Origin of the sequence: Reinekea marinisedimentorum (genome assembly GCF_004341165.1) — a bacterium.
Classification (GTDB): domain Bacteria; phylum Pseudomonadota; class Gammaproteobacteria; order Pseudomonadales; family Natronospirillaceae; genus Reinekea; species Reinekea marinisedimentorum.
In genome coordinates this window covers 237512-260802 of sequence record NZ_SLZR01000001.1, presented here as the reverse complement: position 1 = coordinate 260802, position 23291 = coordinate 237512, and the positions used below count along the sequence as shown (strand labels likewise).

The 23291-nt window shown below is 54.1% G+C and carries 20 protein-coding genes; 10 read left to right on the top strand and 10 right to left on the bottom strand.

The window, feature by feature from the left end; genetic code table 11:
- The first annotated feature begins 106 nt into the window (after positions 1 to 106).
- The 3 genes from BCF53_RS01320 (at position 107) to BCF53_RS01310 (ending at position 3460) form a co-directional block, all read left to right on the top strand.
- Positions 107 to 943: a CvfB family protein gene (locus tag BCF53_RS01320; RefSeq protein ID WP_132699085.1), complete on the top strand. Its 837-nt coding sequence runs from the start codon at positions 107 to 109 to the stop codon at positions 941 to 943.
- Between the two features lie 3 nt (positions 944 to 946).
- The gene (gene rep, locus BCF53_RS01315; RefSeq protein ID WP_132699083.1) at positions 947 to 2968 is read left to right on the top strand and encodes a DNA helicase Rep; all 2022 of its coding nucleotides are present in this window, start codon (positions 947 to 949) and stop codon (positions 2966 to 2968) included.
- Between the two features lie 237 nt (positions 2969 to 3205).
- Positions 3206 to 3460 (top strand): DUF2164 domain-containing protein, encoded by a 255-nt coding sequence (locus BCF53_RS01310; RefSeq protein ID WP_132699081.1) that lies wholly within the window; start codon positions 3206 to 3208, stop codon positions 3458 to 3460.
- A gap of 48 nt (positions 3461 to 3508) precedes the next feature.
- On the opposite strand, the gene ovoA is transcribed toward BCF53_RS01310, so the two are convergent.
- Complete coding sequence (ovoA, locus tag BCF53_RS01305) at positions 3509 to 5617, bottom strand: 5-histidylcysteine sulfoxide synthase (RefSeq protein ID WP_132699079.1); 2109 nt, start codon at positions 5615 to 5617, stop codon at positions 3509 to 3511.
- A 281-nt stretch (positions 5618 to 5898) separates the two neighbouring features.
- On the opposite strand from ovoA, the gene BCF53_RS01300 reads away from it, so the two are divergent.
- Positions 5899 to 6708, top strand: coding sequence for a 2-keto-4-pentenoate hydratase (locus tag BCF53_RS01300; RefSeq protein ID WP_132699077.1), 810 nt, complete (start codon positions 5899 to 5901; stop codon positions 6706 to 6708).
- Between the two features lie 256 nt (positions 6709 to 6964).
- Here the strand turns inward: BCF53_RS01300 and BCF53_RS01290 are convergent, their stop codons facing one another.
- Complete coding sequence (locus BCF53_RS01290) at positions 6965 to 7846, bottom strand: hypothetical protein (RefSeq protein WP_132699075.1); 882 nt, start codon at positions 7844 to 7846, stop codon at positions 6965 to 6967.
- Positions 7847 to 8089: 243 nt separating this feature from the next.
- On the opposite strand from BCF53_RS01290, the gene BCF53_RS01285 reads away from it, so the two are divergent.
- Positions 8090 to 9358: an L-lactate MFS transporter gene (locus BCF53_RS01285; protein WP_132699073.1), complete on the top strand. Its 1269-nt coding sequence runs from the start codon at positions 8090 to 8092 to the stop codon at positions 9356 to 9358.
- 68 nt (positions 9359 to 9426) lie between these two features.
- Here the strand turns inward: BCF53_RS01285 and BCF53_RS01280 are convergent, their stop codons facing one another.
- Positions 9427 to 10578, bottom strand: a complete 1152-nt coding sequence (locus tag BCF53_RS01280; protein ID WP_132699071.1) for an iron-containing alcohol dehydrogenase — start codon at positions 10576 to 10578, stop codon at positions 9427 to 9429.
- 149 nt (positions 10579 to 10727) lie between these two features.
- Entirely contained in the window at positions 10728 to 11207 is a 480-nt protein-coding gene (locus tag BCF53_RS01275) for an FKBP-type peptidyl-prolyl cis-trans isomerase (protein WP_132699069.1), read from the bottom strand.
- Between the two features lie 211 nt (positions 11208 to 11418).
- Here BCF53_RS01275 and BCF53_RS01270 point away from each other — a divergent pair, with 211 nt between their 5' ends.
- From BCF53_RS01270 to BCF53_RS01255, 4 genes are all read left to right on the top strand, one after another.
- Positions 11419 to 12642, top strand: coding sequence for an MFS transporter (locus BCF53_RS01270; RefSeq protein ID WP_132699067.1), 1224 nt, complete (start codon positions 11419 to 11421; stop codon positions 12640 to 12642).
- A 27-nt stretch (positions 12643 to 12669) separates the two neighbouring features.
- Positions 12670 to 13761, top strand: coding sequence for a tRNA 2-selenouridine(34) synthase MnmH (mnmH, locus tag BCF53_RS01265; RefSeq protein WP_243645745.1), 1092 nt, complete (start codon positions 12670 to 12672; stop codon positions 13759 to 13761).
- On the top strand, positions 13734 to 14561 hold the full coding sequence (locus tag BCF53_RS01260; RefSeq protein WP_132699065.1) for a hypothetical protein: 828 nt from the start codon (positions 13734 to 13736) through the stop codon (positions 14559 to 14561). The genes mnmH and BCF53_RS01260 overlap by 28 nt, the downstream gene beginning before the upstream one ends.
- 86 nt (positions 14562 to 14647) lie before the next feature.
- Entirely contained in the window at positions 14648 to 15856 is a 1209-nt protein-coding gene (locus tag BCF53_RS01255) for a cyclic di-GMP phosphodiesterase (protein ID WP_132699063.1), read from the top strand.
- A gap of 15 nt (positions 15857 to 15871) precedes the next feature.
- Here BCF53_RS01255 and BCF53_RS01250 read toward each other — a convergent pair whose 3' ends face one another.
- From BCF53_RS01250 to glyQ, 5 genes are all read right to left on the bottom strand, one after another.
- Positions 15872 to 16075 carry a YgaP family membrane protein gene (locus BCF53_RS01250; RefSeq protein WP_132699061.1) on the bottom strand — a complete coding sequence of 68 codons (204 nt, stop codon included), beginning with the start codon at positions 16073 to 16075 and terminating at the stop codon, positions 15872 to 15874.
- A gap of 82 nt (positions 16076 to 16157) precedes the next feature.
- Entirely contained in the window at positions 16158 to 16799 is a 642-nt protein-coding gene (gene pdxH / locus BCF53_RS01245; protein ID WP_132699059.1) for a pyridoxamine 5'-phosphate oxidase, read from the bottom strand.
- Between the two features lie 58 nt (positions 16800 to 16857).
- Positions 16858 to 17676, bottom strand: a complete 819-nt coding sequence (gene mutM, locus BCF53_RS01240; RefSeq protein WP_132699057.1) for a bifunctional DNA-formamidopyrimidine glycosylase/DNA-(apurinic or apyrimidinic site) lyase — start codon at positions 17674 to 17676, stop codon at positions 16858 to 16860.
- 170 nt (positions 17677 to 17846) lie between these two features.
- A complete protein-coding gene (gene glyS / locus BCF53_RS01235) occupies positions 17847 to 19913 on the bottom strand; it encodes a glycine--tRNA ligase subunit beta (RefSeq protein ID WP_132699055.1) in 2067 nt (688 codons plus the stop codon).
- Positions 19913 to 20875 (bottom strand): glycine--tRNA ligase subunit alpha, encoded by a 963-nt coding sequence (glyQ, locus tag BCF53_RS01230; RefSeq protein WP_132699053.1) that lies wholly within the window; start codon positions 20873 to 20875, stop codon positions 19913 to 19915. The genes glyS and glyQ overlap by 1 nt, the downstream gene beginning before the upstream one ends.
- A gap of 210 nt (positions 20876 to 21085) precedes the next feature.
- On the opposite strand from glyQ, the gene BCF53_RS01225 reads away from it, so the two are divergent.
- The gene (locus tag BCF53_RS01225) at positions 21086 to 21754 is read left to right on the top strand and encodes a hypothetical protein (RefSeq protein ID WP_132699051.1); all 669 of its coding nucleotides are present in this window, start codon (positions 21086 to 21088) and stop codon (positions 21752 to 21754) included.
- A gap of 43 nt (positions 21755 to 21797) precedes the next feature.
- On the opposite strand, the gene BCF53_RS01220 is transcribed toward BCF53_RS01225, so the two are convergent.
- Positions 21798 to 23246 carry a TrkH family potassium uptake protein gene (locus tag BCF53_RS01220; protein ID WP_132699049.1) on the bottom strand — a complete coding sequence of 483 codons (1449 nt, stop codon included), beginning with the start codon at positions 23244 to 23246 and terminating at the stop codon, positions 21798 to 21800.
- Positions 23247 to 23291 lie beyond the last annotated feature (45 nt).

Below are 23291 nucleotides of genomic sequence, written 5' to 3'. Positions count from 1 at the left end.
CAGGCAGAAAGCGGAAAATTGGTTAACCAAACAAATACGATTCGCGCCTCTACCTAAAATCCGATTTCCGCTACAATGCGCCTCCTTATATACGCAGAGTATGGCAATGGCACAGATTGGTAAGTTCAATACGCTGGAAGTAGTTTCCAAAACAGAATTCGGGGTTTACCTGGATGGTGAAAACCTCGATACCGTCCTGCTGCCGAAAAGACAGGTGCCGAAAGATACTGAGATAGGCGATTGGCTGAACGTTTTTATCTATCTCGATTCTGAAGACCGGCTAATCGCAACCACCGATAAGCCTCTGGCTGAAGTCGGCCAGTGTGCGTTGTTGACCGTAAAAGAAGTGACCGCTTTCGGTGCCTTTCTGGACTGGGGCTTGGCGAAAGACCTGCTGGTGCCCTTCAGCGAACAACGCAAACCGATGGAAGAAGGCCAAAAGCATGTGGTGTATCTGTTTGTCGATGAACATACCCAGCGCATTACCGGCAGTGCCAAGCTGAGTAACTTTCTGCGCGAAGAAACCAACAACTATCAGCCCGGCGACCGTGTCAGCCTGATGATCGTTAACCGCACCAACATCGGTTACAAAGCCATTGTCGATGATCTGTACCTGGGCGTGATTCACAATATCGATGTTCTGCAGCCCCTGCGCCCGGGCCAAAAGCTAGCCGGCTACATTAAAACCGTGCGTGAGGACAAAAAGATCGACATCTCTATTCAATTGCAGGGCCAGGAGGCTCGCGATGATATCGGCTCGCGCATTCTCGCCAGGTTGGAAGAAAACGGCGGTGTGCTGGGCCTGGGCGATAAAAGTTCGCCGGATGAAATCTATGCAGCCTTTCAAACCAGCAAAGGCAACTTCAAAAAAGCGGTAGGTGGCCTGCTAAAGCAGAAGAAAATCACCCTTGAACCCAAGCGCATTATTCAGGTGAAGTCTTAAGCTATGGCGAACAGGCTCAACCCGCGGCAGCAGGAATCAGTTGAATACATCAGTGGCCCACTGCTGGTGCTGGCCGGCGCCGGCTCCGGTAAAACCTCGGTCATTACCCAGAAGATTGCCTACCTGATTCAGGAATGTGGCTACAAAGCCCACAACATCGCTGCGGTAACCTTCACCAATAAGGCCGCGCGGGAAATGAAAGAGCGGGTCGGCAAGCTGGTGAAGGGTCGGCAATCGCATGGCCTGATTGTGTCCACCTTTCACAACCTGGGCCTGAACATTCTGCGCAAAGAGGCGGCCCATACCGGCCTGAAGAGCAACTTTACGCTGTTTGACGATCACGACTCGAAGGCACTCATCAAGGATATTGTGCTGCGAACAGCGCCGAACGCCGCCGATGAAGTCGACTTCTTCAAGAATCTGATCAGCCTGTGGAAGAATGACCTGCTCGAGCCTGATGATCTGCGCGGCAAGATGGAAGACGCCATCCACACCCTGGCGGTCGAGATCTATGCCGAATACAACCGCATGCTCAGTGCCTACAATGCGGTCGATTTCGATGATTTGATCCGCCTGCCAACCCTGTTGTTTCAGAGCAATGCCGATGTCCTCGGCAAGTGGCAGCGCCGCATCCGTTATTTGCTGGTCGATGAATATCAGGACACCAATATATCCCAGTACCTGCTGGTAAAGCTGCTGGTGGGCGACGATCCGCGCTTTACCGTAGTAGGGGACGATGACCAGTCGATCTACAGCTGGCGTGGTGCGCGACCGGAAAACCTCGTTAAGCTGCAGGATGACTTTCCGCATTTACGACTGGTGAAGCTGGAGCAGAACTACCGCTCCACCAAGTTGATTCTGAACGCCGCCAACACCGTGATTGACCACAATCCACACGTGTTCAAGAAAACGCTGTGGAGTGAAATGGCGCACGGTGAGCCGATCCGCATTATCCGTAACCCATCGGAAGATGCCGAGGCCGAGCGTGTGGCCAATGAAATTCTGCACCAGCATCTGGTCCGCAAATGCAGCTATAAAGACTTTGCCATTCTCTATCGCGGCAATCACCAGTCGCGGCTCATGGAAATGAAACTGCAGCAGAACCGCATTCCGTACAAGATCAACGGCGGCACTTCGTTCTTCTCAAAGGCTGAAATCAAAGACGTGATGAGCTACCTGCGGCTGCTGATCAACCCGGATGACGATGCCGCCTTCCTGCGTGTGATCAACACGCCACGCCGGGAGATTGGCCCGGCGACACTGGAAAAGCTCAATGAATACGCCGGGGCACGCAACGTTAGCCTTTCTGCTGCCAGCAGCGAACTGGGCCTGCGTGAGCATTTAAGTGAACGCGCCAGCGAACGCCTGACCCGTTTCAGCAGCTGGCTGGAGCGCACCATCAAAAAGCTTCATACCGAAGAGAACCCGGTGATGGTGATCCGCGAGATGGTCACCGACATAAACTACGAAGCCTGGTTACGACAGGACAGCACCACCGATGCGATGGCCGAAAAACGCCTGGCCAACGTGCATATTCTGATCGACGGTCTGCAATCCATGCTCGAGCGCGGCAACGAAGACGATGACTCTGATCTGGCAATTGGCGATGCTATTGCCAAACTGGTGCTGCGCGACCTGATGGAGCGCCAGGAAGAAGAGAACGACGAAGACGCGGTTCAGCTGATGACCTTACACGCGTCGAAAGGGCTGGAGTTCCCCATCGTGTTTATGCTCGGCCTGGAAGAAGAGATCCTGCCGCACCGCAACTCCATTGAGAGCGGTGATATCGAAGAGGAGCGACGGCTGATGTATGTGGGCATTACCCGCGCGCAGAAATCACTGACGCTCACTTATGCGTCTAAACGCAAGCAGTTTGGCGAGTTGATCGACTGCACACCGAGCCGGTTCATTGATGAACTGCCCGAGGAAGATGTCACCTGGATTGGTGTCGAATCAGAAAAGCCTGCGAATACAGAGAGCAACATTAATACGATTAGTAATTTGCGGGCTTTGCTGAACAGTTAGCTTTCGTGGCTGTCGCCGCTCTGTCTCCGGTGTCAGTCGCCGCCGGGAATGTGGGTATTAGTATTTTCAGGGTCGCTTGAATACTTCCGTGTATCGCTCAACTTCGCACTTCCTTGTGCTCAGATGCCCTGAAAATACTAATACCCACATTCCCGGCTTAACCTATTCAGCACCTTAATAGCCATAAGTACCGCATGAAAAGGCGTACCAGTGCCACCAGAAAGGAAGGAGCCACAAATGCCCGAAATAAAATTCACCACCGATGAAAAAGCCCAAATCGTTAAGAAGGTACAGCTGTATTTCTCAGAAGAACTCGATCAAACCATCGGCCAGTTCGATGCCGAGTTCCTGATCGATTTTTTCGCCGAAGAGGTCGGTGCCTATTTCTACAACAAGGGCATTTACGATGCACAGCAGGTGGTCGAAGAGCGTATCGAGCAAATGAAAGACGCCTTCTACGATATTGAAATGCCGACCACCTTCAGAAAGTAGCTGTCAGGCACTCACCCGGCCATAAAGAGTGAGTGCCCACTTACTTCGTTAGCGCTTACGCCAGACAGTTACTTCCGAAACGGTGTGCTGGAACTTGCGCTTGGTTTCGCGGATCACGAACGGAATTTCCTTCACCGAAACCAGCTCAAAATCGCCAATCAGCGCCTCGGTCAGGCCATCGAGCGTGGTCTGATTTTCACCGTTGATCTTAATGCCGCCCAGCCATTTATCCTTCGGCGTGTACTGCTCCAGCCAGGTGTAAGGCGAGGCAATCACCAGGTAACCGCCGGTATTCATGCGCGCAGGTATGGCGTTCAAAAACAGCATCGGGTCGGTCAGCCGGTCAATCAGGTTGCAGGCAAACACCAGATCATAACCGCTGAACTGTGCCTTCAGGTTGGTGGCATCGCCCTGTGAAAAATAGATTTTTTCCTTCACATCGCTGTAACCCAGCTGCTGCAGTGTCACGCTCTTGAAATCGACCAGCTCGCCCTCGGTAGCAATGGTGTAGCGACGCTCGCCCTGTTCCACCAACGCGTACGCCTGCTGAATAAAGCGGGCAGAGAAATCGATTGCATCGACCTGCTCAAAGTGCCGGGCCAGTTCGAAGCTGGCACGACCCACCGAACAGCCGATATCCAGCGCTTTCCGCTGTTGCGGAAGGTTCACTTCACGCAGCGCATGCTCAACCACGGCCACCGGGAAGTTGGCCACGCCGAAGTACTCGGCACCGTAATGGAATTCCAGATACTGCGACACCAGCTCATCGGTTTCATAGATATTCACCGAGCCGCTTTCCAGCACCGGTTGCTCCGACACCACATAGCGCAGCCCGGCATGCTGATAAAAATGGCGACGGAAAGCATAACGGGAAACCGGCAGCGCCTCGTTACCAGTGCTGATCCACGAGCCGCCCTTAATCAGGTTGTGCTTGCCATCGAAGGTCGGTGTCGAGAAATCATCGTACAGCGGGTGAACGGCAAAGCCGCTGTAGCCATCGATTGGGGTTTCGGTCCATTGCCAGACATTGCCAACCACATCGAACAGGCCCTCGTGGCCAAAGCGGTTCACCGGGCACGAAGAGGCGTAGTAGGCCAGCTGAATATTACCGGGCACCTCATCCCAGACCGGGTTGTTCTTCGGCACCCGCTGGCTGAGAATCTTCCATTCGGCTTCCGTGGGCAGGCGCACCGGCTCGCCGGTCTTTTCCGCCTTCCAGTTACAGAAGGCCTTGGCTTCCAGCTGGTTCACCTCCACCGGCCAATTCATGGGCAGTGAGATGACATTGGTCATGTTGCGTTGCTGCCAGCCGGTTGCGGTTTTCAGCCAGAAGCGCGGGCATTTGGCCTGGGTGTAGTTCAGCCACGACTGGCCCTCTTCGCTCCAGTAGTGCAGCTTTTCATAGCCGCCGTCCTCAACGAAAGCCATAAACTCGCCGTTAGAAACCAACAAGGCAGAGGCCTGAAAGTCGCTGACACTTTCGCTGTGGTGGCCATACTCGTTATCCCAACCGTAGGCATCATCCGTAGCGGTGCGCCCCAGCGAGACCTCGCCACCGGCGATATTAATCAGGCTGTTCTCCGGTGCCGTGCCAACGTCCGGGCAAATGGCCCAATCCGGGTGGTCGCTGACATCTTCCAGCGGTAGCTGACGAATAATCACCGACGAGGTTTCCAGATGAATACGCTCATGCTCGATGCCCATCAGAATGACCCAGGCCGGGTCCTGCTGAGTAATTGGCAACTTAATGGGTAGGGTATCGATCAATTCATTGACGCGGGCACGCACCTGATTGCGGTATTCACGCGCCTCATCAACCTTGGGCCAGCTGTAGTTAGCACTGTCGAGATCGTCCCACGACATCTCATCGACGCCAATGGCAAACATCGATTCCAGCCGGGGGTTGATGCGCTCATCGATCAGCTTGGCCAGCTTCAGCTTATTAATGTAAAAGCAGGCGGTGTGACCAAAATAAAAAATCAGCGGGTGGCGCAGCGGCTCGGCCTTCTTGTAGTAGGCGGCATCGTTGTTGATCACTTCGAAGAGATTTTCGTACAGCAACCAGGTTTGGTTGAAGTAGTGTTTAATTTCATGACGCTTGGCTTCAGCATCGTCGCCATGAAGTGAAATTGTCTGGTGAGCGCGGTCAATCTGCATATTTATCATTTCCCTGTTAACAGGCCCGTATACGTTAGCAAAATTGTTTCAGTTCACGACTAATCCTTTCGGCCTGCTAACGGCCTCAGGGAAAGACTCATTATCGACCCTGAATTAACAGTAAAGTTTAGTCTGGCTTTCACTTTCTGACCTATCGCAGGCCCACGCCATATACTCATACAATAAGACTAGCATTCAGGCTGCGCTGCCTGTAAATTTCACCCCTATCCGTTTACTTAACTCGTCTCACATGCCAACAGAGCGAACAATAAGAGGAAATTATGACAACTGCGATGACCCCTGAGCAAATCAGCGAACTTTCAAACACCATCTACAGCGCACGCCGCGACAACACCATTTTGGATGTTTATCCGGGCCAGCCACCTGCGACCCTGGAAGAAGCCTACGCGGTACAGGATCTTTCCATCAAAGCCTGCGAAGATGAAATCACCGGCTGGAAAATCGGCATGGTCCCCCCGGAGTTCCGTGATCAGCTGGGTGCTGAGCGCATTATGGGCCCGGCCTATAAAAAGGTGACTCACTTCATTGGCCGCTCCCACAGCGATGACGAAGTTCTGCAACTGCCCGTTTTTGAAGGTGGTTTCATTGCTATCGAAGCGGAACTGGTCATTGAGATTGCCGAAGACATCGCACCGGGCAGCGTGAATACCGCTGACGGCGTTGAGCACCTGATCAAAGCCGTGTATGCCGGTATTGAAATCGCCAGCAGCCCGATTGTAGACCTGAACAGCTATGGCCCAACTGCGATCATTACCGACTTCGGTAACCAGCAGGGCATGATCATCGGTGCCAAGATCGACAACTGGCTGGAAGCGGTAAAAGAAATGGAAGCCAAAACCGTCATTAACGGCGAGCTGATCAGCGCTAAACCGGCGACCAACGTACTGAATGGTCAGCTGGCCGCACTGGCGTACATTATCGATTGCGCTGCGAAGCGTGGCATCACTCTTCCAGCCGGCTCCTTCATTCTTTCCGGTGCCACCACCGGCGTGCATGAAACAGTTGTTGGTGCGAAATCGACCGTCAGCTTTGGTGATATGAAGCTGAATATTGAGTTGGTCGCCATCTAACTGGCCCAAGCTCTGAATCTGAAAAAGCCAGCAAACGCTGGCTCAGACTGATGACAAGGTCACCACAGTCGTCAAGGCGATGAAAAGGTAGCTCCTAAAATAGACGTCGAAAACATGGATGTTTTCGTCGAGCGTATCAGGACGATACTTGCAGCGGTCTATTTAGGAGCTACCTTTTCGTCGGCGGGGTTTATCGACAACCTAAGCCAACAAACGCTGGCTTTTTTATTATGGGCAGCACCTACTTCTGTTGCAGTTATTGCAGTGGTTTCAGCTTATTGATCATGAAGTTAGCAAAACGCACAACCTCTTCCTCGGCGCGCAGATTCGATTTATCCAGCAAGCTGCGATAGATGCCCCATTTCGGTCGCATGATGGTGTTGCCGGAGCGCCACATCTGCACGTTCTGCAGATCAACATGCAGTATCTCAGTGCCATCAGGTTTGGTGACCGAATAGTAGAGACTGCCGTTGTCACCAAAGGTGGCCCGGCAATAGGCCGTCAGCCATACGCCCTGAACCGACTGAAGATTATCGTAACGGGCTACCACCTCAGACTTATCAACCGCGGCATAGCGGATTTCAATCACATCTTTACCGCCAGTTTCGCGCGCGGTAATGGTCGACAGTGGCTGACTATCCAAGCCATCGACCGGTTTCAGCTGAAACAGGTGGGTGAATTTCTTCGACACTTCCATACCCTCGGCCATCTTAAACTTCCACTGAAAGCTCATGGTCTCGCCTTTTCGGCCAATCACCTTATGCGATGACTCTTTGTAACTCTTTATTTCATTGCGCTGGCGGTCGTTCGTCTTCGGGTATTTATCCCGGTCCCAATCCTGATCACGATGAATTTTAAAAACAAAGTGAGCACCCACTTCATCATCGATATCTTCGGTAATGTGCGGCTCTTCCTGGTGGTTTTTGTTGCCGTACAGGTCGGGCGCCTCGATCGCTTTGCTGCCCAGCACCTTGCGGATAATCTTGTAGGCATCTTTGCCTTCGGGACCATCGGCATCGAGTGTGACCGAAGAGCGAATCTCGTATCCGGTATCCAGGTTTTGGCTTATCTCAGCACTGGCACTCACGGATAATGGCAAAAGTGCGCCCAGCGCAATCAGGTGGAAAAGCTTCAGCATGAGGTGTTCATCCTTGTCATTATTTTTTACATCAAAAAAGCTTATAGAAAGCTAAAAATCATTCAATAAAATCTGTTCCAGCCCAGATAATACGGGCACTCAAGCATTATCAACGACCTTGCAAAATAAAGAACAGAGTTAGAGTTTTATTCACTTGATGCCTGTCAAACCCGCTGTCCCCGGCAGCCAGTTCATACCACTAGGCTTAGGGTTGATTATGCTTTATTTCTCAGGGGGTCCACCATGAAAAACCGCTGGCTTATTGCCGCATCGGCCATTGGCGTTCATGCATCCATCGGCTCAGTTTACGCGTTCAGCGTATTCAAGAAGCCTCTTAGTACGCTCATTGAAACCGCCACCGACAATCAGATTGCACTGACCTTCAGCCTGGCCATTGTTTTTCTCGGGCTTTCTGCGGCCATTATGGGGCACTTTGTGGAGCGCAAAGGCCCGCGCATCGCCGGTATGCTTTCAGCATCACTGTTTGGCGGTGGCCTGCTGATCGCCGGGCTCGGCGCCTCGCTCTCTAACCTGTACATCATCTGGCTCGGCTATGGCGTACTGGGCGGCATTGGCCTGGGCATCGGCTACATTACGCCGGTCTCCACGCTGGTGAAGTGGTTCCCCGACCGGCGCGGCTTAGCAACCGGCCTGGCCATTATGGGCTTTGGTTTCGGGGCTATGATCGGCGCACCGGTGTTCAACTTCATCATTGAATCCTTTGGTGTCGAAAACGGCGGTATTGCCTACACCTGGTTTATCACCGGTACGGTTTATATTCTCATCATGATGGCCTCGGCCAGCTATCTGGAAAAGCCACCGGAAGGCTGGATGCCCGAGAGCATGAAGGCGGCGGTGGAATCCGGCGAAAAAGAGGTGGTTCAGGATTTAACCAACCTGATGGCCAACGAAGCGGTGAAAACCGCGCCCTTCTATGGCCTGTGGCTGATGATGTTTATCAACATCTCCTGCGGCATTGGGGTGATCTATTCCGCCTCGCCACTGGCGCAGGACAGCATTGGTTTGTCCCCGGCTGAAGCGGCGGCGGTGGTTGGCCTGATGTCGCTGTTTAACGGCCTGGGGCGCATCGGCTGGGCGTCGTTTTCCGATTACCTTGGCCGCGGCTACACCTACATGACCTTCTTTCTGATTCAGATCGTCGCGTTTGTACTGCTGCCCAACATCAGCAGTGTCATCCTGTTCCAGATTGCGCTCTATACCATCCTCACCTGCTATGGCGGCGGCTTCGCCACACTGCCGGCCTATATTGGTGATCTGTTCGGCACCAAAGAGCTGGCGGCCATTCACGGGTACGTACTCACGGCCTGGGCCATGGCCGGTATCGCCGGGCCACAGATTACCGCCTATCTGCATTCCACCACCGGCTCTTACGAGGCCACGCTGTATGTGTTCTCTGGGGCCTTCGTGGTTGCGCTGGCCGCTTCGGTGGCGATGATCGTTTATATTCGTCGAGCCCGGGCAGAGCTGCAGACCCATACGGCCGGTCACTGAAAGCAAAAACATTCGGGCAAAAAAATCCCCGCAGGTGCGGGGATCAGTTTTAACCAGAAACGACGCAGTCAGAGCGCCAGTTCCAGAATTTCACGCGCCTCATCCGGCCCGATCGCGCCATGTTCGCCCAGCTTCAGCATACCGTGAGTGCGCAGCTGCTCAACGATCGGCTCGATATCGTCACGGCTCAGCCCGGCTTCTGACAGACTGGTTGGAACGCCCATGGCGCGGAAGAACGCGACGGTACGGCCAATGATGATGTCCAAACACTCTTCTTCCGTGCCGCATTCCACACCAAATACCCGTACGCCATACTGCAACAGCTTATCCTTCTTGGCTTCGCGCTGATGACGCATCACCGCCGGCAGAACAATACTCAGCGTTCGGGCATGGTCAATCTTGTGCAGAGCGGTCAGTTCATGACCGATCATATGGGTGGTCCAGTCCTGCGGCACACCGGCACCGATCAAACCATTCAGCGCCATAGTCGCTGCCCACATGATGTTGGCACGTACTTCCAGATCTTCCGGCTCAATCATGGCTTTCGGACCTTCTTCGATCAGCGTCTGCAGCAAACCCTCGCTGAAGCGATCCTGAACCTTGGCGTTTACCGGGTAAGTCAGGTATTGCTCCATGGTGTGCACAAAGGCATCGACCACACCATTGGCCACCTGACGGGCGGGCAAGGTTAGGGTGACGGCCGGGTCGAGCACTGCAAACTGCGGCCGTACCAGCGGTGAACCGAAGGAAAGCTTCTCGCTGCCTTTCGACACCACGGCCCCCATGTTCGATTCTGAACCGGTGGCCGGCAGGGTGAGCACGCAGCCCATCGGTACCGCCGACTCAACCTTGGCATCGGCGGCGAGAATATCCCACGGGTCACTGCCTTTGTATTCGGCCGCCGCAGCAATAAACTTGGTGCCATCGACAACCGAGCCACCCCCCACGGCAAGCAGGTAATCAAAGCCTTCGGTCTGCACCAGTTTCACCGCTTCCATCAGCGTGGCAAACTGTGGGTTAGGCTCAATACCGCCGAATTCATCCCAGGTGTGATCGCTGAGCGCCTCACAGACCTGGTCGTAAACGCCGTTCGATTTGATAGAGCCACCGCCGTAGGTGACCAGAATTCGGGCATCTTTCGGGATATTGCTGCTAATTTCCGCTATCTGGCCTTCGCCGAAGATAATCTTTGTGCTGTTCTGAAAGGTGAATTTATTCATTCGTATCCGCTCCAATTTAACAAGATGGATGAGGTGTTATTGCCAATATGAGCACTTTGTCAGGCTGCTGCAACCGGAAATGCGTAAAGTATGGTTGAAGAGAAGGGAAGGTCACGGCAGACGCCGCAACCTGAGCAGAAAGTTAAAACTTAGTGGTGGTGACCGCCTTCACCGTGAACGTGGCCGTGCTCAATTTCTTCCGCAGAAGCCTCACGAACGTCTTCGATCGTGCCGGTAAAGGTCAGCGTTTTACCCGCCAATGGGTGGTTAGGGTCAACAGTGACATCATCGCCTTCAACGCCGGTGACCACCAGCTGAACCGGGCCACCCTGGGTTTGTGCGGTAAAGGCCATGCCCGGCTCAACCGATTCAACACCTTCAAAGGCGTCACGCGGGACAACCTGTACCAGCTCGGCTCTGTATTCACCGTAGGCGTCTTTTGGCTCAACCGTAATGTTGAACTCTTCGCCTTTCGCTTTGCCCGTCAGGCCAGCTTCCAGACCCGGAATAATATTCTGTGAACCGTGCAGATAAACCAGCGGTTCAGCGCCTTCAGAGCTGTCAATCAGCTGACCATCAGAATCGGTCACGTTGTAATTAATCGCGACAACCTTTTTGTCTTCAATCATATCTATTTCCTGCGTTATGCAATGAGTTTAGAGCGACGAAGTGGGCTGACGCTCGTGTGAATAAAAACTCTATTGGGCCTAAATCGCCTAATTCAAACCGGAATGCCGGATTCATCGGTAAATGACGCCATTCGGTAAAGAAACCGGCAGCCTGATCAGACATTTCAGGATATCTGATAAAATTTGCGACCGTTTTTTCGTGTGACGCCTGATGTTCGCTAATTCCGCCCTGCACAATCCAGACTATCGCAAATTCTTCATTGCTTCCTGCTTCGCCACTATGGCGCTGTGGATGATGCGCTTTCTATTTGGCTGGCTGATCTGGGAAGCGACCAAATCCTTTTTCTGGGTCGGCATGGCCAGTACCGGCATGCTGCTGCCATCGCTGGTGATCACGCCGATATCCGGTGTGATTTCTGATCGTATCAACCTGCGCAGCGGCATCATGGGCTGCCTGAGCGTTCAGGTGACGGTCTCTTTCATAACTCTCTTTACGTTTCTACTGGCAGATCCATCGCTCTCCATTCTGCTATTGCTGACCTTCATCTTCGGCTGTGCCTCAGCGGCCAGCTCGCCATTCCGGCTTTCCATCACACCGCGTCTGGTGGGCCGGACGCTGCTGCCGAATGCCGTTGGTTTGGGTGCCATTGTATTCAACACCTCACGCATTTTAGCTCCGGCGCTGGCGGCCAGCCTGCTGACCATCACCGGAGCGATCTGGGTGCTGTGCCTGTGCGCACTGTTCTTTGCGGTAGCGGTGTATTTCAACTCCTGCCTGCCAAGCCTGCCTCCGGCCCCGAAAAAAGAAGGCTCCAGTGGCTGGCAAGAATTTAAAGGCGGGCTGGTGTTTGCCTGGCAATCGCCTTATGTACGGCTGATGCTGATCATCACCCTGATCAACAGCCAGGTGGCGCGGGCACTGATTGAATTGCTGCCGGCGCTTTCCGGTACCTTTACCGAAGGCCAGCCTTCAGATTTAGCCATGCTCACCGCCTGTGCCGGTGGCGGCTCTATTCTGGGCGGGCTGTTTATTGCGCGGCAGAAGGGTGAGGTTCAGCGCATGGTGACCAACATCACGCTGTCGATGGCATTAACGGCCGCCGCGATTCTGCCGCTGCTGTTTTCACCCAATATCCTCTTGCTGACCACGCTGGTTGGCGCGATCAGCCTGTTTATGACGATCATCGGTACCGGCTCACAGATATCCGTGCAGATGATGGCCGAAGACGCCATTCGTGGCCGCATCATGAGCCTGTTCATCACCGTTGCCCTCGCCGGACCGGCGTTCGGCGCTTTTATTATGGGGACCATCGCTGAGTTTATCGGCTTCAGGTTAATGTTGATTGCGATGCTGCTATTATCATCGCTGGGCAGCTACTGGCTGTTCAGCCAAAACAAACAAATAAAAAATGAAAGCGGGGCCCAAACCATTTAGCCCGCGCAACAACAAGCAGGGTGAATTTTGCTCAAGGCTCATCAGTTTTCAGAACTCTTTATCAATGACATTCCCATGATGGATGTGCGCGCGCCCGTCGAATTTGAGCGTGGCGCCTTTCCGGCAAGCGTCAACCGGCCGCTTATGAGCGATGCCGAGCGAGAAGCGGTGGGCACCTGCTATAAAGAACAGGGCCTGCAGGCCGCCATTGCGCTGGGCCATGAGCTGGTGCAGGGCGATACCAAAGCGCAGCGCGTCGCCAGCTGGCAGGCCTTTGCCGAGCAAAACCCCCATGGCATCCTTTACTGCTTTCGCGGCGGAATGCGCTCACAGATTGTGCAGCAATGGCTGCGTGAAGCCGGCACTGACATGGACTATGTGCAAGGCGGCTACAAGGCTCTGCGGCAGTACCTGATCGATGAGCTGCAGCAGCGTATCGCGCAGGGCAACATCTATGTGCTTTCCGGCGCGACCGGCTGCGGGAAAACCGAGGTGATTCACCAGTGGCCACACTCGGTCGACCTGGAAGGGCTGGCCAATCACCGTGGCAGCGCCTTTGGCAATACCGGCAGTGAGCAACCCTCGCAGATCAACTTCGAAAACGGCTGGTCAATCGACTGGTTGAAACGCAGCCAGGCATCTTCAGCCCCGGTGCTGTTTGAGGATGAATCCCGGCTGATCGGGCGCATTGCCGTTGTTCCTGAGTTTTTGGCACTGACCAAACAGGCACCGATTATCCGCCTGAAAGCCTCGCTGGAAGAGCGCGTTGCGCGAATCCGCAAAGATTACTTCGAAAACGCCTACCAGCAGCAGCTGCCTAATGGTGAAGAGGCTGCACTGGCCTATCTGGACAACTTCATCCGTTCGGCACTGAACCGTATTCAGAAGCGCCTCGGTGGTGAACGCCACCAGCAATTACTGACGCTGCTGGATGAAAGCTCTGCTTTACTGAGCAGTACCAATCAATGGTCACGATTCGACACCCTGATAGAAATCCTGCTCAGCGATTATTACGATCCGATGTACAACTATCAGTATTCGAAGAAGGCCGACCAACAGATTGCCGAAGGTGATCATGCGGAGGTTTTACAATGGCTGGCAGCACAACCCAACACCTGAAACCCCAACGCCACAAGCCGGAGCAGCTGACAACCCGCAGCCGCATTCTTGCAAGCCTGCTGCTGTTACTGCTGGTGGCCGTGAACTGGTGGCCCTACCTTGATGTTCTCGCCCAGCAATACCTGACCGATACCATCAGCAGTAACGCCATCGTATTTGGTGTGGTGCGCACGCTGAACGGGGTTATCTCCGTTGTGCAATCGTCCGATGTCGGCATCGGTGTCGCCAGCATTACCATTGGTGAAATCTTCGACCCAGTGAATGATCTGGTCGAGCGGTTTTCCGGCCTGCTGCTGGTATCGCTGACGGCCCTCGGCATTCAGCAGGTTATTCTGCTGTTTACCACCTCTCTGGCGGTGAAGGGATTATTTAGTGCCTTTGCGGCTCTGCTTTTGATTTTCCTGTGGCGGCCACACACCCGCCTGCGCGGCTGGCTGAAGGCGGCCTTCATCATCGTGCTGCTGCGCTACCTGCTCAACCTGGAAGTGGCGCTGGTGTGGTGCTTCGACTGGTTTTACTTTAACGCCACCGGCGCCGAGGCGCTGTCTGTGCTCGAAGGCGCGACCGAAGTGCTGCGCACCCTGAAGGATTCGCTGACCGAGATTGATCTGGGCAAGCTGATTTTTGGCAACAACAGCCCCGATCTTGCCGGTGAAAGCATCGGTCAGGAGCTGAGCGCCTCGGTGGTTACGCTGATCGTCGGTATGATCTTTAAAAGCCTGCTGATCCCGATCGGCACGTTGTGGCTGGCTTTAACAGTCGTCAAAAGCCATGCCTTTCATTATGATTCTCGTCCTTAAAATATCCGGCCTACCGCTTTAAAAACACGATGATGCATCGTTTTTAAGCTAAGCTGATAAACATGCACTAACGCCGAGCCCCTTAAGTGATAAAAAAAATTTCCATCGATGATCTGTCTATCGGAATGTACATTTGCGACCTCAATAACCAGTGGGTTCCGAGGCAAAATGCATCCCGTCGCGGGTTGATCAAGTATCAATCGACCATCGATAAGGTTCGGGCTTTGGGCGTGAAAGAACTCTACATCGATACCGACAAAGGGGCCGATTGCGAGAGTGCTGCTATAGCAGATCCCGTCAAGCAGCTGCAGGCCAACCAGTTCAACTCGCTGGTAGCACAGAGTGGTGCCCAACCGGGTTTGCGGACAGCTCTGAGCGAAGAGCGTGAGAACGCTGAGAAACAGCACAAAAAAGCCAAAACACTGATTGGTGGCATTCTCGATGACATTAAAGCCGGCAAGGGTGTCGATGCCGATGCCGTCGAAGAAACCGCCGACGACATCATTAGCTCGCTCAACACCAATGAAAACGCCTTAGCCTGCCTTTCCCATATTCGTTCCAAGGATAAGTACCTGCTGGAGCATTCCGTCAACGTTGGCGTGCTGCTGGGCATCTTCGCACGGGCACGCAGGTTCGACGAGCAGACCACCCGTCAACTGGTGGCTGGCGGGCTGCTGCACGATATCGGTAAAATCCTGGTTCCGGATGAAATTCTCAACAAGCCCGGCAAGCTGGAGCCCAAGGAATGGGAAGAGATGAAACGCCATGTCACCTATGGCGAGCGCATTCTTGATGTCACCGCAGGGCTGTCCGATATTACCCGCTCCATCTGTGGCCTCCATCACGAACGCCTGGATGGCAGTGGTTACCCACGGAATTTACCGGCGGAACAAATTACCGTTTATGGCCGCATGTCTGCCATCTGTGATGTTTACGATGCGATCACCGCAGACCGGGTTTATCACGAAGGTATGTCGCCCAACGAGGCAATGAAGAAGCTTATTGAGTGGAGTATTTTCCACCTGGATAAGGAGCTGGTGTACGACTTCATTCGCTGCTTATCGGTTTACCCGGTGGGGACCCTGGTGGAGCTTTCCAACGGTACCGCGGCGGTCATTATTGAAGCCAACCGGCGCCAGCCCAAGCTGCCGGTTGTGCGCGCCTTTTACAGCACCCGAATGCAGGAGCTGATTCCGCCAGAGGATCTTGATCTGGCAAATCGGGGCACCCGCACCCAAATTACCAATACGCTCGATGCCCGTCAGCTGGGCATCGATATTCGACCCTTCCTGTAAGGGCCGGTGGCTGCCTTACTTTCGTTTGCAGGTATTTAGGCCAAGCGGCAAGTACAGCGGGCAAAACCGGATAATCGCCGTGACGATAAAAACAACGCCTAAGACTCCCAGCACAACAGCCAACACTCCGGAAACCCAGCCCATCACGACAGCCAGTAAAAACAGCAGGCCGACAACTAACCTGGCAGTACGATCTGTGGAACCCATATTAACTTTCATAACTAACCTCCATGAGCAGTGAATCTGCTGCTTAGAGGCTAGTTAAGAAATTACTTATATACAAATTATCTTTAGTCGCAGATCAGGGCTGCAGCCGTTCCAGCGCCCAGCTGCCATCGGCCTGTTTAATGTATATAAAGCGGTCATGCAGGCGCGACCCACGGCCCTGCCAGAATTCAATCTTAACCGGCTTAACCCGATAGCCACCCCAGAAGGACGGCAATGGGATTTCGCCTTCGCTGAACTTACGTTTCATTTGGTCAAACGCCTGCTCAAGCAGCTTACGGGAGCCGATTTTTTGGCTCTGATGGCTGGTCCAGGCGGCAATCTGGCTTTCACGCGGACGGGATATAAAGTAACGGGTGGCTTCGGCCACGCTCAGTTTTTCGGCTTCGCCGTAGATGATCACCTGACGCTCAAGCGGCGTCCAGGCGAAGTGAAGGCTCACCTTGTTATTGCCGGCAATATCCTTGGCTTTATGACTTTCCAGGTTGGTATAAAACACGAAACCCTTGTCATCAAAATTCTTCAGCAGCACGATACGCTGACTTGGCTGACCTTCAGAGTCGACCGTGGCCAGCGACATCGCTGTCGGGTCGGCACTCAGCTTGGCATCAACGGCCTGCTTGAACCAGGCGTCGAACTGATCAATAGGGCTGGCGACCAGCTGCTCACGGCTTAAACCGGCCAGGGTGTATTCGCGGCGGATATCTTCGAGTTTCATGTTTATCTCTTCTATCAATGATCCGGCAGGTAACGGAAAGACTATCCGATGACCGACCTCAATTCGGCTGACAGGTTTTACAGTAGCAGGTACTGCGGTTATTGGTGCGCATTTCTTTAATCAGCGTGCCACAGGTTAAGCAGGGCAGCCCGGCACGGCCGTAGACATTCAGCGACTGGGCAAAGTAACCCGGCTTGCCATCGCCACCGACAAAGTCTTTCAATGTGGTGCCGCCCTGATCAATGGCTTTTGCCAGCACCTGCTTGATGCAATCGGTCAGCCGTTCGGCCTGCGCTTTGGTGATTCTGCCCGCCTGCTTGTGCGGGTAAATACCGGCCAAAAACAGCGCTTCGTTGGCGTAGATGTTACCCACGCCGACCACCACCTTGGCATCCATGATCAGGGTTTTAATCTTGGTCTTACGTTTACGGCAGGCGCGGTAGAGGTAATCACTGGAAAAGGCATCGGTGAGTGGCTCCGGTCCTAAATGGGCGATCAGCGGGTGCTCAATGACCGGCTCAACGCTGTGCATAAAGGCTCCGAAGCGGCGAGGGTCGTGGTAGCGCAGGCGGGTACCGTTATCGAGTTCGATATCAAAGTGATCGTGTTTATTCGGCGTTGGGTCATCAAACAGAATACGCAGATTACCGGACATCCCCAGATGAATCAGCAAGACGCCCTTTTCCAGGCGAATAATCAGGTACTTGGAGCGCCGCTCAACGGCCTGAATGGTCTGGTCCTGCGCCCATTCGGCCAGTTCGTCATCCACCGGCCAGCGTAAACGCTTATCGCGAATGGTGATGCGTGATATACGGCGGCCTTCAATGTGCGGTGCAATGCCGCGTTTGGTTGTTTCGACTTCGGGTAATTCGGGCATCTTGAAGCCTTGCTGATCAGGTTGGGTGGCTGGGTCTGGCAGATCAGCCGGTCGCCGGTTTCGAGTACGCGTGAATATATCCCTATAGCTCGGCGCTCACATCCCTGTGAGCGACGCCTCGAAACCGGCGACCGACTGCTCTGCCGAAGTACAGTGGCTAGTTTCAGCCCTTACAGAACCGAAATATCCGCCACCTGCATGAACAGGCTGCGCAGCTTGGCCAGCAATGCCAAACGGTTCAGACGGATCTTCTCGTCATCGGCATTCACCATAACGCCATCGAAGAAGCTGTCGACCACATCGCGCAGGCCCGCCAGTTCATTCAGTGCCGCCGTGTAATCGGCCTCGGCGACGGCCGTGCTGACCACGCTGGTGGCGCTGTCGAGCGCGGCAAACAGTTCACGTTCTGCCGCCTCTTCAAACAACGACGGGTTAACCTCATCGCTGATGTCGACATCGGCCTTGGACAGAATGTTCGAGACGCGCTTGTTTCCGGCGGCCAGTGCTTCAGCCTGTTCCAGCTTACTGAACTCAGCCACGGCACGGACCCGCAAATCGATGTCGTACGGGTTAGTGAGTGCTAACGCACGCACCGACTGGAAGATTTCCGCACGGAAGCCCTCATCGGCATACCAGGCGCTGAAGCGATCCAGAACATACTGCACCACATCGCTGACCACCTCATCGCGCTGCGGCAGGTCGGCGTGCTGATCGGCGGCAAAGGTGACCAGATCAACCAGGTCCAGATCCAGCTCACGCTCAACAATAATGCGCAAGACACCCAATGCGGCGCGGCGCAGGGCGAACGGGTCTTTGGTACCCGTTGGCGGCTGGCCAATGCCAAACAGACCGGACAGGTTATCCAGTCGATCCGACAGTGCGACCGCCATACCCTCGCGGGTTTCCGGCAGTGCATCACCGGCACCGGCGGGCTTGTATTGCTCCAGAATGGCTTCGGCTACGGCTTCGGCTTCGCCGTCGGCAATCGCATAGTAGCGGCCGGCAATGCCCTGCAGATCGGTAAATTCAAACACCATATCGGTGACAAGGTCCGCCTTAGACAGGTAAGCGGCACGTTCGGCTTCAGATACCGAGGCATCAATCTTACCGGCGATGTAACCGGCCGTTTTCTGAATGCGCTCAACCTTGTTGTAAACGCTGCCCAGCTGCTGCTGGAACATGACGGTTTTGAGCTTCTCAACGCGATCCGCCAGCGGCGTTTTCTTGTCCGTTTCCCAGAAGAAAGCGGCATCGGCCAAGCGAGGGCGAATCACCTTTTCGTTGCCCTCAACGACAATCTGCGGGTCCTGGCTTTCTATGTTGGCGATAAACACGAAGTAAGGCTGGATTTCACCCTGCGTGTTTACCGTCGGGAAATACTTTTGATGCTCTTCCATGGAAGACATCAGCGCTTCTGCCGGAACCTCCAGGAAGCGCTCTTCAAACTGGCCGACTAACGCCACCGGCCATTCGTTCAGCGCCGTCACTTCATCGAGCAGGTCGGAATCAATGACTGCAACCACGCCCTTGGACGAGGCAGCCTGCTTGGCATCGGCAGCGATTTTTTCGTGACGCTTAGCGAACGATGCCATCACCTTGCCTTCGGTCATCAGCGTGCTTTCGTAATCGGCTGCACGCTTGATAACAATCTCTTTTGGCGCATGGAAGCGGTGGCCGCGCGTGGTATTACCCGATTCAACGCCATAGACCGTGGCCGGTACAACCTCTTCACCCAACAGCATCAGCAGCCATTTAACCGGACGAACGAATTCATCACGGCGCGCACCCCAGCGCATACGCTTAGGGATCGGCAGGCTATCCAGTGTTTCCTGCACAATGGATGGCAGCAATTCTTTGGTGGCTTGGCCTGGCTTGGTACCACGGTACATCAGCCATGGGCCTTTCGGGGTTTCGACCGTTTCCAGCTCGTCAACCGATACACCACAACCGCGGGCAAAACCCTGAACGGCTTTGGTCGGGTTACCGTCGGCATCAAAGGCGGCGGCAACGGAAGGGCCGCGACGCTCAATGGTCTCATCGGGCTGCTGCAGGTCGAGGCCCGTCAGGGTCAGCGCCAACCGGCGGGGAGCACCGAAGCGCTCGGTCGATTCAAAGTTGACGCCGGCGGCCTTCAAGCGGTCGATAATGCCGTCGGCAAAGGCGTTTTTCAGGGTACGCAGTGCTTTAGGTGGCAGCTCTTCGGTGCCCAGTTCAATCAGAAAATCAGCAGTCGACATTATTTTTTCTCTCCCTGCGCAGCTTCTTTGGCAATGACTTCGTCTCGTAAGGCTTCCGGGGCTTGCGGGAAGCCAAGTCTCAGGCGGGAATCGTAATAGCCTTTTGCCACCGCACGCGAAAGCGTACGAATCTGCAGAATGTAGCGCTGACGCTCGGTAACCGAGATCGCCTTGCGGGCATCCAGCAGGTTAAAGGTGTGGCCGGATTTCAGAATCTGCTCATAGGCCGGCAACGGCAGGTTGGCCGCGATCAGTTTTTCAGCTTCGGCCGCGTGGTAGTCAAACTGATGGAACAGCTCTTTCACATCGGCGTGTTCAAAGTTGTAGGTCGATTGCTCCACCTCGTTCTGATGGAATACATCGCCGTAGGTCACCGGCGTACCATCCGGGCCGACGGTCCAGATCAGGTCATAAACGCTGTCGACGCCCTGAATGTACATGGCCAGACGCTCCAAACCATAGGTGATTTCACCGGTCACCGGGTAGCACTCCAGGCCGCCCACCTGCTGGAAGTAGGTAAACTGAGTCACTTCCATGCCATTCAGCCAGACTTCCCAGCCGAGACCCCAGGCACCCAGCGTTGGGTTCTCCCAGTTATCTTCAACGAAGCGAATGTCGTAAACGGTCGGGTCGATGCCGATCGCCACCAGCGAGCCTAAGTACAGCTCCTGAATATTATCCGGGCTTGGCTTCAACACCACCTGATACTGATAGTAATGCTGCAGACGGTTCGGGTTTTCACCGTAGCGGCCATCGGTTGGGCGGCGCGAAGGCTGCACGTAGGCAGCGTTCCAGGTTTCCGGCCCTAACGCACGCAGGAAGGTTGCAGGGTGCGAGGTACCGGCACCGACTTCCATATCGAGAGGTTGAAGAACTACACAGCCCTGGTCGGCCCAGTACTTTTGTAAGGTCAGAATCAGATCTTGAAACGTCAATGTTTCGGAAGGTGTTTTAGTCGTCACGGTGATTATCTCGCCTTGCGCAACAGCAGAAAATGAAAAGGGCGCCATTATACACAGCGTACAAGGGCGGGTCATGCGGGATTCTGTATAACGCGCCGCAGCAAGAAAACTGGAAATCTGCCCGGCACTTGAGCTGAGTGGCGTTACAAAGTGTAATTTTTGTGCTCAACTGGTAAATGTTTCGTGCAGAAAGAAAATCAAGGAAATGATATGTGTATTAAAAACCTCGTAGCCGCATCGGTTATTTGCCTTAGCGCTAACGTGGCCAATGCATTTGATATTGAGCCCTTTATTGGCTGGGACGTAACCCGTGATCCTGCAGTGGGCATTTCAGAATATAGCTACACCAATGGCAGTGATGAACAACTCGTTGCAGGTGACGGTTTCGGCTTGCTGATTGGATCAGAATTTCTCAGGATCGGAGATTTTGCCTTTGATGCCCGAATCGGAGCCCAGTTCAAGTCGATGGATGCCACCGATACTGACGGATATGACATTTCCGATGCCTACTATTTCTTCCCCGTATTTTTAAACCTGAACTATGACATAACCCGGCGCTGGTCCGTTGCTGGTGGTGCCTCAATACTGTTGTACCCCACCTTCTGGCGACAGTATGACGGTGAAGACGCGTTCGTGAAAGCGGATACATCCTATGGCTTTAATGCTGAATTACGCTTTCTTGCAATCCCTGCAAGTCTGGATAGAGATTTAGAAGCCTATTATGTACTGCGGTATATTCACAATGACGTTGACTATACAAAGGTTGAAGAGTCAGATGGGACCTACGATTTTGATGAATACAATGATGACTTCGACGCCGGATTGTCAGCAACAGATGAGATTCGTGCAATCCAGTTTGGATTAAAGCTTCGCTTTTAATCTTAGGCTAAAAACGGCCCAAGGCCGCAACCGCGGCCTTTAATCACTTCCGCCAATACTGCGGCGTAAACAACACCAGCAGCGTGAAAATTTCCAGCCGGCCGAGCAGCATGGCCAGGCACAACAGCCATTTGGCAACGCCGGGAATATTGCCATAGTGCAGCGCCACCTCACCGAGCCCCGGCCCCAGGTTATTTAACGCCGAGCCAACCGCTGACCAGGTGGTGACAAAATCGAGCCCGCAGGCGAGCAAGCCAAAGAAGATGAGCCCGTACGCCAGAATATAAACGCTGAAAAAGCCCCAGACCGATTCCACGACCTTATCGCTGACTTTCCGGTTACCCACCTTGACCGAGAACACCCCCTTGGGGTGAATCAGCCGCTTAATCTCGCGCAGGCCCTGCTTGAAGATGAGCAGTACCCGCACCACCTTCATACCGCCGGCGGTGGAGCCGGCACAGCCACCAATAAAGGACGCCATGAACAGCACAAAAGGCGCGAACAACGGCCAGATGGTGAAGTCTGCGGTAGCAAAGCCGGTGGTGGTCAGCAGGCTGATGCTTTCAAATATGCCATAACGGAACGATTCAAACGGCGTGTAGGTATGGATCAACAGCAAGGTGATGGATGTCATGCTGGCCAGCACCAGAGCGATAACCTGAAACGCCCGGTATTCCGGGTCAAGAAAGTAGTGCTTGATAGAGCGGCTGTTCCAGGCCACATAGTGCAGCCCGAAATTCGCCGAGGACAGCAGCATAAAGACCACGGCGATCAGCTCGATGGTAACGCTGTTAAAATAGCCTATGGAGGCATCGTGCGTTGAGAAGCCGCCGATGGCCACGGTAGAAAAGCTGTGCGAAATGGCATCAAAGAAGCTCATGCCTGCCGCCCAGTAGGCAGCGCCGCAAACCAGCGTCAGGGTTAAATAGATATACCAGAGCGCCTTGGCGGTTTCGGCGATACGCGGAGTCAGCTTACTGTCTTTGACCGGCCCGGGGGTTTCGGTGCGGTACAGCTGCATGCCGCCAATACCGAGCATGGGCAGTACCGCCACGGCGAGAACAATAATCCCCATTCCGCCCAGCCACTGCAGCTGCTGGCGGTAAAACAGAATACTCTTGGGCAGGTCATCGATGCCGGTAATCACCGTGGCACCGGTCGTGGTCAGGCCACTGAATGACTCAAAAAAGGCGTCGGTATAGGAAAGGTGTACCTCCGGTGCCAAAAAAAGCGGGATGGAGCCGGCAATGCCCAGCACCAGCCAGAACAGCACCGTCACCAAAAAGCCATCGCGGGTGCGCATTTCCTTCTGCCAGTTGCGCACCGGCAGCCACATGCCAAAGCCCACCGCAATAACCCACAGGAAGGCCACAATAAAGGCGTGATGAGCGCCGTCGTCATAGATCAGCGAGACCAATATCGAGGGCAGCATGGTCAAGCTGAACACCATGAGCAGCAGACCCAGAATTTTAAGCGTTAGGCGATATTGCATAGCGTTGGGATCAATTTCCTGTTTGATTCAGCAGCCGTAAAAGCC